The following is a 14,844-nucleotide window of genomic DNA, read 5'->3' as shown; positions in this document are numbered from 1 at the left end:
TTGTTAGCCAAGGGAAGACATACACGCCATGACCGTTCTAGCCCGATCCGCTGCACTGACCAACTACCTGGAAGTGGCTCGCCATTTGCGGCTGAACGTCAACACCCTGCTGGCTGACGTGGGCTTGAGCCCTGCGACCATCAGCGATCCCAAACAGCGCATCCCTGCCAGTGCGGCTGTTGCATTGCTCGAACACTCCGCGCAACAGAGCGGCTGTGAAACCTTCGGCCTGCGCATGGCCGAGTTGCGGCACTTGTCGGATTTTGGCGAAGTGAGCCTGCTGCTAAGCCACCAGAACAACCTGCGCGATGCCCTGCAAGTGATCGTGCAATACCGCCACTTGCTCAATGACTCGCTGGCGATTTTTATTGAAGAAACCGGCAAGACCGTGATCATTCGTGAAGAGCTGATCACCGAAGTCGCTACCAGCAACCGCCAGGCCATCGAACTGGCGATTGCGGTCATGCATCGCTTTTGTGCCGCCCTGCTCGGTGCGCACTGGAGCCCGGTGAATGTGTGCTTTACCCATGAAGCGCCGAGCGATGCGAGCGTGCATCGACGCATCTTCGGCTGCAAAGTGGAGTTTGGCTGCGAGTTCAACGGCATCGTCTGCCCCGCCACCAACCTCGACACCGCCAACCCGCTGGCCAATGAGGCCATGGCCCGGCACGCGCAGCGCTACCTGGACTCACTGCAGGGCAAAAACAACGTCTCGCTGGCGTTCGACGTACGCAAGTCGATTTACCTGCTACTGCCCATGGGCCGCGCCACCATCGAACAGATCGCGCAAAGCCAGGGCATGAACGTGCGCACCCTGCAACGTCGCCTGGTGGACGACGGCGCCAGTTTCAGTGAGTTGATCAACAGCGTGCGCCGCGACCTGGTGATTCGCTACCTGGAAAACCCCGGCTATTCCCTGGGGCGTATTACCGACATGCTGGGCTACTCGATGCCCAGCTCCTTCACCCGCTGGTTTATTTCCCAGTTCGACATGCCACCTGCGGCCTGGCGCAGCGAACACAAGATAGCTACGCGCAAAGACAACTGAACACAAACAAAAAAACGCCCGCCGGTGACCCGGGCGAGCGCAAAGGGAGCAGCCGTTTACAGGCCCCAGCGCATCAACAACAGCACCAGTAACACAAGAAACACCGTCTCACCCAGCATCAGCAGTATGGGTTTGAGCCCCACCGCCGCCAGCTCCTTAAGCCGGGTTTTCATGCCCAGGGCACTGATCGCAACTACCAGGCACCAGCGTGACAGCTCATTGGTAAAACCCTGCACCACTGGAGCCACCCACCCGGTACTGTTGATGCACGCCAGTAGCAAAAACCCGACCGCAAACCAGGGCAGCAATGGCGGCCGTTTGCCTGTTGGATCGGCGCCCTGCATACGGGTAATCATCGCCGCGCAAACAATCACCGGCAGCAGCATGGCCACGCGCATCAGCTTGACCACGGTCGCCGTATCGCCGGTTTCGGTGGACATGCTGTAGCCGGCACCCACCACCTGGGCAACGTCGTGAATGGTCGCGCCCAGAAACACCCCGGATTGCCGGGGTGAAAGTTCCAGCCAGTCGGCAATCATCGGATAGACAATCATCGCCATGGTCGACAATGCCGATACGCCTATGACGGTAAACAATGTAGCCCGCTCTTTCTGCGGATGATTGGGCAAGGCCGCTGCCAGCGCCAATGCCGCAGAAGCTCCGCAGATCGCAGTGGCGCCGCCGGTGAGCATGCCGAACAGGCGCTGAAAACCCATGGCCCTGGCGGCCACAACCGACACCACAATGGTCACCAGCACCAGCGTCACCACCAGTGCCACGGGTTTCCAGCCCAGCGCGGCGATCTGCTCCAGGGTGATGCGCATCCCCAGCAGTGCCACACCGATACGCAATACGGTGCGCGAAGTGAACTCGATACCGGCCTTGCAGGTGCCATCTTCTGCGAGAAAGTTCAGCGCCATGCCCAGCAACAGGGCAAACAGCATGACTGGCGCAGCGTAGTGCTCCGAAAGAAAACTGGCAGCAGCGGCGACGATCAGGCTGACGATAAAACCGGGGGCCAGCTCGCGTACACGGCCTTGCGCGCCAGCCAGTGCAATAACACTCATACGACAAGTTCCTTGGCGGCAATAACTATAAATACCTGGCCGTCTACTACCTCGGTCGGGTAGTTGGCGACTTTCAGGCTCGTGGAGTTGAGCAGGTAGCCGCTGGCCAGATCAAAGCGCAGGCCGTGGGCGCAGCACTGGATCACCCGGCCCTCAAGGCGGCCACCGCATAGCGATGAACCCTGATGGGGGCAACTGTCGTCAATGACGTAGAGCTGACCGCCAACATTGAACAGCGCCAGGCTGTGGCCCGCCGCCTCGAACAGCATGCGCATCCCCGGCGCAGGTACTTTTTCGCCAGGCACGGCAAGCCGCACAAGTGCAGTCATGACAGCACCTCGCAAGCCGGTTTGCAGGCTGCTTCAGCGACCTCGTCGCCCTTGGAGCGGGCAATGTCGTTGAGGTAGTAATGGCGGGTATAAAAGAATACGACTGCCGCCGCGATGCTCATCAGCACCAGCCATTGCAAGGCCCCGTGCAACCCCACAAGGTCGGACAAACGCCCCGTGATAAAGGGCCCCGGGGCCAGGCCAAGGAGGTTATTGACCAGTGTGAGAGTGGCGAACGCGGTGCCGTGGACCGAGTAATGCGTCAAATTGGCAACCATGGCAGCGGCCGTACCATTGGTACCCGCGACCAGCAGCATGCCCATACCGATCAGAACCAGTTGGGCAAGCCCGGCGGGCAGCATCAAGGCCAGCGACAACAACAGGCAACTGCCCAGGCAATAAGCAATGGATATCTCAATTTTGCGCAACGGCGACTGACGACACAGGCGGTCACTGAGCATGCCGCACAAAATGGCCCCGGCACCACAACACAGCACCATGATCGCCGCCACGCTGCCCGCCCTGGCTTCGCCCATCGCGTAATAGCGATTCAGGTAACTGGGCATCCATACGATCAGGGTGCCGGTCACAAACATCTGCAAGCCGCTGCCCAAATAGGCGCCAACCACCGAGCGGGTGCTGTACAAGGTTCGCAGCGGCCGCTTGAGCGCGGCTTTGCTGTTGGCCCTGACCAGACGTTGTGGGGCGATACGGGCTTCCTTGACGATCAGCGGATAAAGCGCTGCCAGCACCAGGCCGAACAACGCCATGCTCGCAAACGACCAGCGCCAGCCCAGTTTGGCGGCGATTGCCCCGCCCAGAGCGATGCCCAGCACCGAACCAAACAGGCCGCCTGCCATAAAGGCACTGGCCAGAGTGGCACGCATGCTTTTAGGGAACACCGACACCACCACGGCGATGCCGACACTGCCGTACGCCGCCTCACCGACACCGACCATAAAGCGGGCAATCAGCATGTGCTGGTAGTTTTCTGCCAGGGCGCAGCCCAGGGTCGCCAGGCTCCACAGCATCGCCATCAATGCCAGGCTTTTGACCCGGCCAAAGCGGTCAGCCATCAACGACAAGGGAAAGGTCAGAAGGCCTACCATCAGGGCAACAATGCCACTGAGCAGACCCAGTTGGCTGTCGCTCAATGCCCATTCGCTTTTTAGCGTCGGGAATACGGCATTGAGGACCTGGCGGGACATGTAATCGGAAATCAACAAGCCAAAGGTCAACGCGAATACAATCCAGGCGTATCGGCGCGGGATACCGGCCGACGTGTCTTCTTCATCGCCCACAGCGCTGTGGTGATAGGCCATGCAGCCTCCTCGGTGTCGTGCACCTGTTTTTATTGTTGTTTTGGGACCTGCCGGCGCAGCAAGCCTGTGGCCTGCTGCGCCCTTTCATATCAACCGCGGCGCGGCACACCTTTCTGGCCCGGCTTGCGGTTGGGCGCCATGCCGTTGGCCAGCAGGGTTTGCTCGGCCGTGTCGTACTGCACGCCGATACGGTAGATATCGCGAGCCTCTTTGCCGCTGGCAATCTCACGCCCCAGTTCATGGGCGATGCGCACCGTTTGCTGGATCTGCTGCACGCTGGTAAAGCGTTTGCCGTGCTGGTCGATAATGGTGTCTTCGGTGCCCACTCGCGGGTGCAGCCCCATGGCCAGGCCGATGGTATTGAGCGGCAGCATGTTCTTGATCAGCGACTCAGTGGTGAGCGTGCAACCGTCCGGTACACGGTTGATAAAGTTGAACAGGTTGTACGGGTTGGGGCCGTCGAAACCGCCGCCGATACCGATCCAGGTCAGGTTCAGCGGGCCCTTGTAGAGTCCCTTGCGCACCATGCGTTCCAGGGTTTCCCAAGCATGAATGCCGGTCAGCTGGAAATGCGGCTGGATATTGTTAGCCTGCAAACGTTTAAGGTGTTCGGTAACCCAGGCCGGGCCAGCGGGCACGGTCATCTCGCTATAAGCGGCTTCATACAACGGGTCGGCCAACGAGGTACCTTCGCGATATTCCGGGTACAGCAACTCCATGATGTTCATTTGCGTGGTGTTGATCGCCACGGTGACCTGATCCGGCTTGGGCGACAGCTCCGCCAACATGTGCCGGGTGTCATCGGACAGCCACAGTGCCGCTTCGCCGTCACTTTCCGGGGCGAAGGAAATCGAACCACCTACCTGAATAATCATGTCCGGCACCGCCTCACGCACACCGCCGATCAGTTCGTTGAACTTGGACAGACGCTTGGAACCCTTGCCGTCGAGCTCACGCACATGCAAGTGCAGTACGGTGGCGCCTGCTTCATAGCAGTCAACAGCCTTTTGTACCTGCTCATCCATGGTCACCGGGATATCTTGCGGGAAGTCTGCGGGCATCCACTCGGGGGCGTACGGGGCGACGGTAATCACCACCTTTTGCATGTTTTCCGGGTGCAGGGAGTCGTCAAAAAATTGCATGTCAGTGTCCTTTTTATTGTTGTTTGGCCTGGGATCGCTTAGTAAGTTTTCTCGCCCATGATGCCGGCGCGTTCCATTTTTCGATGGCAGGCGGGGTAATCCATCACGGCGTAATGCTGGGTACTGCGGTTGTCCCAGATGGCGATGCTGTTGGGCTTCCAGCGCCAGCGCACCTGGTATTCCGGAATGCTCGCCTGGCTGATCAGGTAGCGCAGCAGCTCGGACCCGCCGTGGCTGAAGTCCTGGCCATAACGCACGCGCTCGGCGGTGTGGTAGTTGCTGAAGTGGGTGGTAAAACCATTGACGAACAGCACCTGCTCACCGGTTTCCGGGTGGATACGCACCACCGGGTGCTCGGCATCCGGGTACTGAGCCTTGAGCGCCAGACGCTTTTCGACAGGCATGGCCGCACCGAAAGTGGCTTCGATGCTGTGGCGTGCGCGCAAGCCTTCAATCTTCGCTTTCACGTCGTGTGGCAAACGCTCGTAAGCCACCACCATATTGGCCCACATGGTATCGCCGCCCACAGGCGGGCACTCGACGCAGCGCAGCACGCAACCCATGGGTGGCGCCTCGCGCCAGGTGGCGTCGGTGTGCCAGCTGTTTTCGTAACGGTCCACCGGGCTGGCCGGATTCTTGTAGATCTGCACCAGCCCTGGGTGATCCGGGTGGCTACCCACCACAGGATGGTCCTCCAGCTCACCGAAGCGCCGGGCAAAGGCCGCATGATCGGCACGGCTGATGTCCTGGTCTCTGAGGAACAACACGCGATGCTTGAGCAATTGGGCTCGAATCTCGGCAAACAGGCCCGCATCGTGAACGGCATCGGCCAGCTTCACCCCGCTCAGTTCGGCGCCAATGTGACAGGTAAGTTGTTCGACTTGCATGACGAATAACCTCCCTGATCCTTAGATGACGAAGATCGACGAGCCTGTGGTCTTGCGCGATTCCAGGTCACGGTGGGCCTGGACGGCATCCTGCAAGCTGTAGTGCTGGTTGATTTCAATCTTGATCCGGCCGCTTCCCACCAGGTCGAACAACTCACCGGCCAGGTCGGCCTTCTCGGCCGGGTCAGCGATATAGTCGGCCAGTGCCGGACGGGTCATGAACAGCGAGCCCTTCATCGCCAGCAATGCCGGGTTGAAGACCGGAATCGGGCCGGAAGCCGTGCCCACGCAAACCATCAGACCACGACGTTTGAGCGAATCCAGCGAGCCCATAAAGGTGGACTGGCCAACACTGTCGAACACCACATTGACACCCACATTGTCGGTCAGCTCGCGCACGCGGCTGGCGACATCCTCGTGGCTGTAATTGATTACATGGTCGCAACCATGGGCACGCGCCACCTCGCCTTTGGCATCGCTGGACACGGTGCCGATTACCTTTAGTCCCAGCAGCCTGGCCCACTGCGAAACGATCAAACCGACGCCACCGGCTGCAGCGTGCAGCAGGATGCTGTCCCCGGCCTTGAAGTCATAGATGCGGCGCATCAGGTAAGCAGACGTCAGCCCGCGCATGGTCATGGCGGCTGCGGTTTCGAAAGAGATGCTTTCCGGCAGTTTGATCAAGGGCGCGGCCGAGATCAGGCGCTCGGTGCTATAGGCACCCAGGGTGTTGAGAAAACCGGTGTAGGTAACGCGATCGCCGACGACCACGTTGGTAACGCCCTCGCCTACGGCGGTGACGATACCGGCGGCTTCAACGCCCATGCCGTTGGGCATCGGGATCGGATAGGTGCCATTGCGAAAATAGGTATCGGCGTAATTAAGGCCGACGGCGACATGCCGCAGCTTGACCTCACCCGGGCCCGGTTCGCCCACTTGCACTTCCTCAAAGCGAAGCACCTCGGGGCCACCGGTTTCATAAAAACGTACGACTTGGGCCATGCTGTTAGTTCTCCAATCAGCGTTCTAAGCGCACAGCGGCGCTATACGATGACTGGAATGTAAACAACGGCTGAGCAAGGCGCTTCTCATCAGACGACAGCGCCTTCTCTTTTCATGACACTCGACCCCACCCTGTAGCCATTGACGAGTAGAGCGAAGCTACGTTCGGCAGCTGCGCGAAACGCTGTCACCCTGCCCGTTAGCGCGGCTAAACACGCCACTCATCCAGCAAGGTGTCAAACATCGCCTGGGCCGCCGCAGACAGCTCATGACCCGGCTTGGTCAACACGCCTATGGCCCGCTCAACCACCGGCTCATGCAGGGTGATGCAGCATGCGCCGAGTTCGCGCATCTGCTCCGCGCACAAGGCCGGGACCACGCTCACACCCAAGCCGCGGGCGACCATGCGCCCCACCGTAGCGAGTTGATGACTTTCAAATTCCACCGGCAACTTCATCTGCCGCGCCTGCAAGTGTTCTTCCAGCAGCACCCGTACGGCGGAAGGCCGTTGCAGGGTAATAAAGGGTTGTTGCAGCAAGGTTTGCCAGTCAATCAGGGTGCGCCCGGCCAGTTCGGAATCACGCGGCACCACGGCGACAAAACGGTCCAGATACAAGGGGGTGAACGTCAACGAAGAACCGGGCGCAGGTTCGAAAGCCACACCCAGTTCCACTTGCCGATCGCGAACCATCTCCAGCACCTGCTCATTGATCACGTCGTTGACCGTGACATTGACCTTGGGGTAACGCACGCGGAAATTCTTCAGGATCGAGGGCAGCAGATTGCCCGAAAACGACGGGATGGCCGCCAGGGTCACGCGCCCGCGTTGCAGGGTGAAGCGCTGGCGCATCTCATCTTCGGCGTTGTCCCATTCGGCGATCAGGCGCCGGGCCAGTGGCAGCAGCGATTCGCCTTCGGGGGTAAGCGCCACATTGCGCGTGGTGCGGCTGAACAGGCGCCCGCCAAGGCCTTCTTCCAGGGCCTTGATGGTCAGGCTCAGGGCCGACTGCGATAAATGCAGGCGCTCGCAAGCCACGGCAAAACTCAGGCTTTGGGCCACGGCGAGAAAAGCGCGGATCTGTTTTACGGTCATGTGCTGAGCCTCACAGCGATTGATTTGTTTTATCTATTAATCCACCTTAAAAATCAACTTAACAAATCAATCTTACGCAGTAACACTCCCTGCCATAGCCCATAAATAATAAAAGAGGTGCATATGGCTGGTTTCGACAAGTGCGTGGCGACCTACGAAGAGGCCCTGGCCGGGCTCAAGGACGGCATGACCGTGATTGCCGGCGGATTTGGCCTGTGCGGCATCCCGGAGAACCTGATCAACGAGATCAAGCGCCAGGGCATTCGCGACCTCACCGTAGTATCCAACAACTGCGGCGTTGACGGTTTCGGCCTTGGCGTACTGCTGGAGGACCGCCAGATCAGCAAGGTGATCGCTTCTTATGTGGGCGAAAACGCCCTGTTCGAGAAGCAATTGTTGAGCGGCGAAATCGAAGTTGAACTGACCCCGCAAGGTACCCTGGCTGAAAAAATGCGCGCCGGCGGTGCCGGTATCCCGGCGTTTTTCACTGCTACCGGGGTTGGCACACCGGTGGCCGACGGCAAGGAAACCCGCGAGTTCAAGGGCCGTGCCTATCTGATGGAAGAGTCCATCACCGGCGACTTCGCGATTGTCAAAGGCTGGAAGGCTGATCGCTTCGGCAATGTGATCTATCGCCACACCGCGCAGAACTTCAACCCGCTGGCTGCCACCGCCGGCAAGATCACCGTGGTAGAAGTCGAAGAAATCGTCGAACCCGGCGAGCTGGACCCGACGCAGATCCACACCCCTGGCATCTACGTCGACCGGATCATTTGCGGCACGTTTGAAAAACGTATCGAACAGCTCACCGAGCGCGCCTGATCCCCTTCCCCCAGCTCTGACGGAGAACTTACATGGCTCTTTCCCGCGAACAAATGGCTCAGCGTGTCGCCCGCGAAATGCAGGACGGCTTTTATGTAAACCTGGGCATCGGTATCCCGACCCTGGTCGCCAACTACATCCCCGAAGGCATGGAAGTCATGCTGCAATCGGAAAACGGCCTGCTCGGCATGGGTGCCTTCCCCAAGGTCGGTGAAGCCGATGCCGACATGATCAACGCCGGCAAGCAAACCGTTACCGCCCGCACCGGCGCATCGATTTTTTCTTCGGCCGAGTCCTTCGCGATGATTCGTGGCGGCCATATCGACCTCACCGTACTCGGTGCATTCGAAGTCGACGTACAGGGCAATATCGCTTCCTGGATGATCCCCGGCAAGCTGGTCAAGGGCATGGGCGGCGCGATGGATCTGGTGGCCGGTGCGGACAATATCATCGTCACCATGACCCATGCGTCCAAGGACGGCGAATCGAAATTGCTGTCGCGTTGCAGCCTGCCGCTGACCGGTGCAGGATGCATCAAGCGCGTGCTGACGGACCTGGCCTATCTGGAGATCGATAACGGCGCCTTTATTCTCAAGGAGCGCGCACCCGGCGTCAGCGTTGACGAGATCGTGCGCAAGACCGCAGGCAAGTTGATCGTCCCGGACCATGTCCCGGAAATGCAATTCGCTTGAGCCGCCCATTTTTCAGGAGAGATGTGATGCAAGAAGTCGTTATTGTTGCCGCCACCCGCACCGCGATTGGCAGCTTTCAGGGTTCGCTGGCCACTGTTCCGGCAGCCGATCTTGGCGCTGCAGTGATCCGTCAACTGCTGGCCCAAACCGGCCTGACAGGTGATCAGGTAGATGAGGTGATCCTCGGTCAGGTGCTCACCGCAGGCTGCGGGCAAAACCCGGCACGTCAGGCATCTATCCTCGCCGGTCTGCCCAACACAGTCCCGGCACTGACCCTCAACAAACTCTGCGGTTCGGGCCTCAAGGCCCTGCACCTGGCGACCCAGGCCATTCGTTGCGGCGATGCCGAGGTAGTGATCGCTGGTGGCATGGAAAGCATGAGCCTGGCCCCCTACGTGCTGCCCGCAGCACGCACCGGTTTGCGCATGGGCCATGCACAGATGATTGATAGCCTGCTGCACGACGGTTTGATGGACGCCTTCAATGATTACCATATGGGCATTACGGCCGAAAATCTGGCGGAAAAATACCAACTGAGCCGCGAGCAGCAGGATGCTTTTGCAGCCGCCTCGCAACACAAAGCCAGTGCGGCGATCGAGTCCGGGCGCTTCGCTGACGAAATCACGCCGATCCTGATCCCCCAGCGCAAAGGCGACCCGCTGTCCTTCGAAGTCGACGAACAGCCCCGCGCTGGCATTACCGCAGAGTCCCTGGGCAAGCTCAAACCTGCATTCAAAAAAGACGGCAGCGTCACCGCCGGCAACTCTTCGACCATCAATGATGGAGCGGCTGCGGTAGTACTGATGAGCGCCGACAAGGCCAAGGCCCTGGGCCTGCCCGTGCTGGCTCGCGTGGCCGGTTACGCCAACGCCGGGGTCGACCCGGCAATCATGGGCATCGGCCCGGTCGCGGCCACCCGCGCTTGCCTGAGCAAGGCTGGCTGGAACATCGACCAGCTGGACCTGATCGAAGCCAACGAAGCCTTTGCCGCACAATCATTGGCAGTGGGCAAAGAGCTGGAATGGGATATGAGCAAGGTCAACGTCAACGGCGGCGCTATTGCCCTGGGCCACCCGATCGGTGCCTCGGGCTGTCGCGTGCTGGTGACATTGCTGCACGAGATGATCAAGCGTGATGCGAAAAAAGGCCTCGCCACCTTATGCATCGGTGGCGGTATGGGCGTAGCCCTGGCCATCCAACGCGACTAAAGCACAAAGCGTTCAAACAGCCAGCGTGAGGATCCACGATATCCAGGCGCTGGCTGGCAGTACTCCCGGTGTGACTTCGGTCACACCGGGTTTTTTTTGACCCGGGTTTGCTCGGGGGCAATCACCTGCCCCTGCACAGTTACTGGCTGCATCAGGCCCAGTGGCTGGCCGGTGACAGTGTCCACCAGTTGCGATCGCGCCTCGTCGGCCTCGAAAAGATACTGCTCGGCCCATTGGCGAAACGCCACGACCACCGGGAACAGGCTCTGCCCTTTGGGCGTCAGCACATACTCCTGATACGAAGTGCCATCTGATGCGGGGCGCACTTCGAAAATACCGGTTTGCACCAGATGCTTCAGGCGGTTGGTGAGCACGCTGCGCGCCACGCCCAGACCACTCTGAAAATCCCCGAAACGCCTAACGCCATCGAAGGCATCGCGCACAATCAACAATGACCATCGATCGCCAATCAAATCCACACTCCGGGCCACCGGGCAGGTTGGTGCTGAATCAGTAAGCGGCTTGACCATGCAGGCTCCTCTTGTTGAACGGGATATCAGGGTGATTTCGGGCAACGAGTTTCATTTTAAGACTGGCTAACCTAGAATGGAACTAGTCTTAATTAGAGACTGGATTGCCAAGAGGTTTACCCGTGCACAGTGATCAACATCACCCGAGCCATGCAACGACCCCGCGCGGGCTGGTTGCACTGTTTGCTTGCGCCAGCGGTTTGAGCGTGGCCAATGTTTATTATGCTCAGCCCTTGCTGGATCAAGTGGCTGCCGACTTTGCCATCAACCCGGGCGCGGCCGGAGGCATGATTACCGCCACACAGATCGGCAGTGTCCTGGCATTGCTGCTGGTCGTGCCACTGGGTGACCAACTCAACCGCCGAAGCTTGATGCTGGCCCAGGCAGGCGCATTGATTGCAGCGCTGTTATGCCTTGGCATTAGCCGCTCGCCGGCGATCATGCTGCTGGCCATGCTGGCAGTCGGGCTGCTGGGTACTGCCATGACCCAGGGCCTGATTGCCTTCGCCGCCACCGCATCTGCGCCGCAGGAACGGGGTCGGGTGGTGGGTACGGTTCAAGGCGGGGTTGTTATCGGTCTGCTGCTGTCACGGCTGGTGGCCGGGGTGATTTGCGATCTGGCCGGGTGGCGCTGGGTGTATCTGGGGTCGGCACTGGTGATGACGGTACTCGCCCTGGTCCTGTGCAAAGTCTTGCCGACACAGCGCCCCTCGGTAGCGCCGATGGCCTATCCCAGGCTGGTGCTGTCGATGTTTGTGTTGCTCAGGAACGATCGCGTACTGCAAGTCCGCGGCATGCTCGCCCTGTTTGTGTTCGCGGTGCTGGGCATTTTCTGGAGTGCGCTGGTGTTTCTTCTGACTCAGGCGCCCTATGAGTTCACACATACCACCATCGGCACCTTTGGCCTGGTCGGCGTCGTGGGTGCGCTGGCGGCTTCACGCGCAGGAGTCTGGGCAGATAAAGGGTTGGGGCAAAGGACCACCGGAGTGTCACTCGGGTTGCTGATACTGGCCTGGATTGCCCTGTGGTTGACGCCTTGGTCGATGTTGTGGCTGGTGATCGGCATTGTCATCCTCGACCTTGGCGCACAGGCCGTGCATGTCACCAACCAGAGCATGATTTTCCGCGCCCGATCCGGCTCGCACAGCCGGGCCGTGGGCTGCTACATGCTGTTTTATGCCATTGGCAGCGGCTTGGGGGCTCTGGCATCCACAGCGGTTTATGCGACTTGCGGCTGGACCGGCGTATGCATGCTCGGCACTGGAGTCAGCCTTGCGGCACTTGGCTTCTGGGCTGTGACATTGGCTTATGCATCCGCACCGGTCCTGCCAGCCTGGTGACCTGCATGCTTGTCATGGCCGCTCACATTTGTGCGCGGCTGCGATGAATTCTGCTGGCTAGTCTTTTCCGAGACAGGCGATGCGCTGGATCGCGCCGCTCACAACCATTCATCGGAGCAAGGGATGCAAGCACAAAACAGTAGTTGCTATCTGTCTCCATATGGAGACAATGGCTATGAATCATCAAGTACAGCAAACCAGAGCTTTTGCATATTGGCTGCTGAATCTAAGGGATATGCGTGCACGAATTGCCATCGCACGACGGATTGACCGGCTGGCAGCCGGCAACTTTGGCGACTTCAAATCCGTGGGTGATTGCGTATCCGAACTGCGCATTGATATCGGGACTGGTTATCGCGTGTATTTCACCCTACGCGACGTCTCGATCGTGATTTTGCTGGCCGGGGGTGACAAGTCCACACAGCCTGCCGACATCCGTCAGGCAAAAAAAATGGTAAAGGAGATCTAACATGACCACGACCCTGCTGCCCTTTGATATGGCAGAACTGCTGGACACTGACGAAGCAATCAGTGAATACCTCACTCAAGTACTGGCCGAAGGCGACACCGACGAGCTTATCCGCGCGGTTGGTTACGTCGCAAAAGCCCGCGGCATGGGCACAGTCGCCAATCACACCGGCCTTGGCCGGGCCAGTTTATACAAGGCCTTTGCGCCGGGTGCCAAACCCCGCTTTGAAACCGTGATCAAGGTGATGCACGCCCTGGGTATTGATTTGCACGCGACAGCTCAACCCAAGGCCCCGACCGCAGCCTTGCAAGAAGGCCGCTGATCGCTCTGCATGCGCCTGTCACAAGCACTCACATATCAGCCCTGTCGGGCCAAAATACAGACGCTAGCCTTTACGGTGCAGCTCATAAAGCTGCACCTCCTCTACCAGGATCAAAGGCCCGTATATGATTATCTCTGCTCAAGCATTACTCCTGCTGCTGATCGCCCTGCCCCTTGGCGCGCATGCCAGTCAACCTGAATCACTGACCATCATTACCTTCGCTGACGGCAACCGGGGCAGCAAAAATGCTGTCGACATCGGCCCGCCCGGCCCATCACAAGGGGATCTGTTCATCTTTGACCAGCCCCTGATGAACGCAGAGCGTCAGGACATCGGCAACAACAGCGGCTACTGCATCAACACCCTGCCAGCCGTTCACAGCCAGTGCCAATGGACATTGACCTTCACCGATGCAGATGGCAAGACTGAAGGCAGCATTGTGGTTGCCGGGCAAGAACATGAAGCCGGCATATCCGTAGTGGCAGTTATTGGCAGCACGGGTAAATACGCCGGGTTTACCGGAGAAATGAGTTCGCAACCCAATCCGGACGGCACCTTTACCCAAACGCTGAAACTTGCCCGCCAGTAACCCGGCTGCAAGCCTATTGACGCGCCTGTCGCCAATCAGGCGCGTGCTGCTTTAGTGCGTTACCAGCGTGTCCAGCGACTTGTCGACATAACCTCTGGCCAGCTCCACCAGGTGCATGACCGACAACACTAAATCGCGCGAAGGCCCGCTCAAGCCATTCCCCGCCTCATTCGCGCAGGCACCTGCACAGCGCAACAAGTCTGACGCCTGGGCCAAGGCCGCTTCTGAATTGACACTATGCGGGATGGCCAGCATGGCCGTGCCCATTGGGCGAACAGGCTTATGGTTTTGCAGGTAGTAATTGAGCGCGCGATCAGTGGCGGCACGATCCAGCAACGGGTCGTTACTGTCAGCAGCATCGAGGGGTAAAACGGGGGGATCGGGGATGATTTTTTTCATCGTGATGACTCCTAGTACATTAAAAGGAGCTGTCACTTATCGCTACTAAACGATTGGGTGGCAGCCGCGCGCAGGTTAGTAGACCGGTGTACTAGGAACCCGGCGCACCCGAAGGCGCCCTGCGCACGGCCACCAGAAAGCAGAACCCGAAAAAACGGCTCGTTAAGGTGACGCATTGCGCCTAGTAAACCGGGCTACTAAACCCGACCGCTGATTTGCAGCGATGGGCCGAGACTATTCCCCGATTTTAAGCGGCGCAAGCGAACGGGATTTTCTAGGATGTTTCATGACAATGAAAGCGAAACGTCGTACGAAATGCCTGATATTAAAAGCTAAACAACTGACCCGCCGTGTACATATCCAGCATTTGTATATAACTGAAATATTGGTTTCGCCCTTACGGCGAGTCCCTTTTTAAAGGACCAAAAAGGAACCAAAAAGTCCTCGCCCTACCATACGGCCGCCTCGCCCAGGCTCGGCGGTGCCCTCACTCCGGCACTGTTATGGGGGCACGCCGCGACGGGCCATCCATGGCCCATCGCGGCTGGCGCGGCGTCCTGCCGCGCCACCCCCATAACAGCAC

Annotated in this window: 17 protein-coding genes; 8 read left to right on the top strand and 9 right to left on the bottom strand. The window is 59.3% G+C overall.

The window, feature by feature from the left end:
• Nucleotides 1-28: 28 nt before the first annotated feature.
• Entirely contained in the window at nt 29-1,048 is a 1,020-nt protein-coding gene (locus tag ACZRMH_RS23340) for an AraC family transcriptional regulator (RefSeq protein ID WP_464015485.1), read from the top strand.
• A 56-nt stretch (nt 1,049-1,104) separates the two neighbouring features.
• Here the strand turns inward: ACZRMH_RS23340 and ACZRMH_RS23335 are convergent, their stop codons facing one another.
• From ACZRMH_RS23335 to ACZRMH_RS23305, 7 genes are all read right to left on the bottom strand, one after another.
• Nucleotides 1,105-2,115: a YeiH family protein gene (locus ACZRMH_RS23335; protein ID WP_464015484.1), complete on the bottom strand. Its 1,011-nt coding sequence runs from the start codon at nt 2,113-2,115 to the stop codon at nt 1,105-1,107.
• Nucleotides 2,112-2,444, bottom strand: a complete 333-nt coding sequence (locus ACZRMH_RS23330) for a Rieske (2Fe-2S) protein (RefSeq protein ID WP_464015483.1) — start codon at nt 2,442-2,444, stop codon at nt 2,112-2,114. The genes ACZRMH_RS23335 and ACZRMH_RS23330 overlap by 4 nt, the downstream gene beginning before the upstream one ends.
• Nucleotides 2,441-3,766, bottom strand: a complete 1,326-nt coding sequence (locus ACZRMH_RS23325; protein ID WP_464015482.1) for an MFS transporter — start codon at nt 3,764-3,766, stop codon at nt 2,441-2,443. Before ACZRMH_RS23325 ends, ACZRMH_RS23330 begins: the two co-directional genes overlap by 4 nt.
• 89 nt (nt 3,767-3,855) lie before the next feature.
• Nucleotides 3,856-4,908 carry a beta-keto acid cleavage family enzyme gene (locus tag ACZRMH_RS23320; protein ID WP_464015481.1) on the bottom strand — a complete coding sequence of 351 codons (1,053 nt, stop codon included), beginning with the start codon at nt 4,906-4,908 and terminating at the stop codon, nt 3,856-3,858.
• Nucleotides 4,909-4,946: 38 nt separating this feature from the next.
• A complete protein-coding gene (locus ACZRMH_RS23315; RefSeq protein WP_464015480.1) occupies nt 4,947-5,795 on the bottom strand; it encodes a TauD/TfdA dioxygenase family protein in 849 nt (282 codons plus the stop codon).
• 21 nt (nt 5,796-5,816) lie between these two features.
• The gene (locus ACZRMH_RS23310; RefSeq protein ID WP_464015479.1) at nt 5,817-6,797 is read right to left on the bottom strand and encodes a quinone oxidoreductase family protein; all 981 of its coding nucleotides are present in this window, start codon (nt 6,795-6,797) and stop codon (nt 5,817-5,819) included.
• A gap of 208 nt (nt 6,798-7,005) precedes the next feature.
• Nucleotides 7,006-7,890, bottom strand: a complete 885-nt coding sequence (locus ACZRMH_RS23305) for a LysR family transcriptional regulator (RefSeq protein ID WP_464015478.1) — start codon at nt 7,888-7,890, stop codon at nt 7,006-7,008.
• 123 nt (nt 7,891-8,013) lie between these two features.
• Here ACZRMH_RS23305 and ACZRMH_RS23300 point away from each other — a divergent pair, with 123 nt between their 5' ends.
• From ACZRMH_RS23300 to ACZRMH_RS23290, 3 genes are read left to right on the top strand one after another with little or no spacing between them, the layout of a single operon-like run.
• Nucleotides 8,014-8,712 carry a CoA transferase subunit A gene (locus ACZRMH_RS23300; protein ID WP_464015477.1) on the top strand — a complete coding sequence of 233 codons (699 nt, stop codon included), beginning with the start codon at nt 8,014-8,016 and terminating at the stop codon, nt 8,710-8,712.
• Between the two features lie 32 nt (nt 8,713-8,744).
• Nucleotides 8,745-9,404: a CoA transferase subunit B gene (locus ACZRMH_RS23295; protein ID WP_464015476.1), complete on the top strand. Its 660-nt coding sequence runs from the start codon at nt 8,745-8,747 to the stop codon at nt 9,402-9,404.
• Between the two features lie 26 nt (nt 9,405-9,430).
• Entirely contained in the window at nt 9,431-10,612 is a 1,182-nt protein-coding gene (locus tag ACZRMH_RS23290) for an acetyl-CoA C-acetyltransferase (RefSeq protein WP_464015475.1), read from the top strand.
• An 80-nt stretch (nt 10,613-10,692) separates the two neighbouring features.
• Here the strand turns inward: ACZRMH_RS23290 and ACZRMH_RS23285 are convergent, their stop codons facing one another.
• On the bottom strand, nt 10,693-11,142 hold the full coding sequence (locus ACZRMH_RS23285; RefSeq protein ID WP_464015474.1) for a winged helix-turn-helix transcriptional regulator: 450 nt from the start codon (nt 11,140-11,142) through the stop codon (nt 10,693-10,695).
• 122 nt (nt 11,143-11,264) lie between these two features.
• On the opposite strand from ACZRMH_RS23285, the gene ACZRMH_RS23280 reads away from it, so the two are divergent.
• The 4 genes from ACZRMH_RS23280 to ACZRMH_RS23265 all read left to right on the top strand — a co-directional run bounded on the left by ACZRMH_RS23280 (nt 11,265) and on the right by ACZRMH_RS23265 (nt 13,862).
• The gene (locus ACZRMH_RS23280) at nt 11,265-12,482 is read left to right on the top strand and encodes an MFS transporter (protein ID WP_464015473.1); all 1,218 of its coding nucleotides are present in this window, start codon (nt 11,265-11,267) and stop codon (nt 12,480-12,482) included.
• Nucleotides 12,483-12,657: 175 nt separating this feature from the next.
• Nucleotides 12,658-12,951, top strand: a complete 294-nt coding sequence (locus tag ACZRMH_RS23275; protein ID WP_464015472.1) for a type II toxin-antitoxin system RelE/ParE family toxin — start codon at nt 12,658-12,660, stop codon at nt 12,949-12,951.
• A 1-nt stretch (nt 12,952) separates the two neighbouring features.
• Nucleotides 12,953-13,273: an addiction module antidote protein gene (locus tag ACZRMH_RS23270; protein ID WP_464015471.1), complete on the top strand. Its 321-nt coding sequence runs from the start codon at nt 12,953-12,955 to the stop codon at nt 13,271-13,273.
• 124 nt (nt 13,274-13,397) lie between these two features.
• A complete protein-coding gene (locus ACZRMH_RS23265) occupies nt 13,398-13,862 on the top strand; it encodes a hypothetical protein (RefSeq protein ID WP_464015470.1) in 465 nt (154 codons plus the stop codon).
• Between the two features lie 51 nt (nt 13,863-13,913).
• Here the strand turns inward: ACZRMH_RS23265 and ACZRMH_RS23260 are convergent, their stop codons facing one another.
• Nucleotides 13,914-14,261 carry a DUF6124 family protein gene (locus tag ACZRMH_RS23260; protein WP_464015469.1) on the bottom strand — a complete coding sequence of 116 codons (348 nt, stop codon included), beginning with the start codon at nt 14,259-14,261 and terminating at the stop codon, nt 13,914-13,916.
• Between the last annotated feature and the right edge of the window lie 583 nt (nt 14,262-14,844).

This window comes from Pseudomonas sp. B414, from assembly GCF_055408445.1.
Note: the sequence above shows the minus strand (reverse complement) of the source record. Positions and strands in the feature narration are given on the sequence as shown.

Bases quoted from the DNA above. Each gene is read 5' to 3' on its own strand.
- ACZRMH_RS23305 (WP_464015478.1), bottom strand. From the start codon at position 7,890: ATGACCGTAAAACAGATCCGCGCTTTTCTCGCCGTGGCCCAAAGCCTG.
- ACZRMH_RS23315 (WP_464015480.1), bottom strand. From the start codon at position 5,795: ATGCAAGTCGAACAACTTACCTGTCACATTGGCGCCGAACTGAGCGGG.
- ACZRMH_RS23295 (WP_464015476.1), top strand. From the start codon at position 8,745: ATGGCTCTTTCCCGCGAACAAATGGCTCAGCGTGTCGCCCGCGAAATG.
- ACZRMH_RS23320 (WP_464015481.1), bottom strand. From the start codon at position 4,908: ATGCAATTTTTTGACGACTCCCTGCACCCGGAAAACATGCAAAAGGTG.
- ACZRMH_RS23330 (WP_464015483.1), bottom strand. From the start codon at position 2,444: ATGACTGCACTTGTGCGGCTTGCCGTGCCTGGCGAAAAAGTACCTGCG.
- ACZRMH_RS23270 (WP_464015471.1), top strand. From the start codon at position 12,953: ATGACCACGACCCTGCTGCCCTTTGATATGGCAGAACTGCTGGACACT.
- ACZRMH_RS23310 (WP_464015479.1), bottom strand. From the start codon at position 6,797: ATGGCCCAAGTCGTACGTTTTTATGAAACCGGTGGCCCCGAGGTGCTT.
- ACZRMH_RS23260 (WP_464015469.1), bottom strand. From the start codon at position 14,261: ATGAAAAAAATCATCCCCGATCCCCCCGTTTTACCCCTCGATGCTGCT.
- ACZRMH_RS23285 (WP_464015474.1), bottom strand. From the start codon at position 11,142: ATGGTCAAGCCGCTTACTGATTCAGCACCAACCTGCCCGGTGGCCCGG.
- ACZRMH_RS23265 (WP_464015470.1), top strand. From the start codon at position 13,398: ATGATTATCTCTGCTCAAGCATTACTCCTGCTGCTGATCGCCCTGCCC.
- ACZRMH_RS23300 (WP_464015477.1), top strand. From the start codon at position 8,014: ATGGCTGGTTTCGACAAGTGCGTGGCGACCTACGAAGAGGCCCTGGCC.
- ACZRMH_RS23340 (WP_464015485.1), top strand. From the start codon at position 29: ATGACCGTTCTAGCCCGATCCGCTGCACTGACCAACTACCTGGAAGTG.
- ACZRMH_RS23325 (WP_464015482.1), bottom strand. From the start codon at position 3,766: ATGGCCTATCACCACAGCGCTGTGGGCGATGAAGAAGACACGTCGGCC.
- ACZRMH_RS23335 (WP_464015484.1), bottom strand. From the start codon at position 2,115: ATGAGTGTTATTGCACTGGCTGGCGCGCAAGGCCGTGTACGCGAGCTG.
- ACZRMH_RS23275 (WP_464015472.1), top strand. From the start codon at position 12,658: ATGAATCATCAAGTACAGCAAACCAGAGCTTTTGCATATTGGCTGCTG.
- ACZRMH_RS23290 (WP_464015475.1), top strand. From the start codon at position 9,431: ATGCAAGAAGTCGTTATTGTTGCCGCCACCCGCACCGCGATTGGCAGC.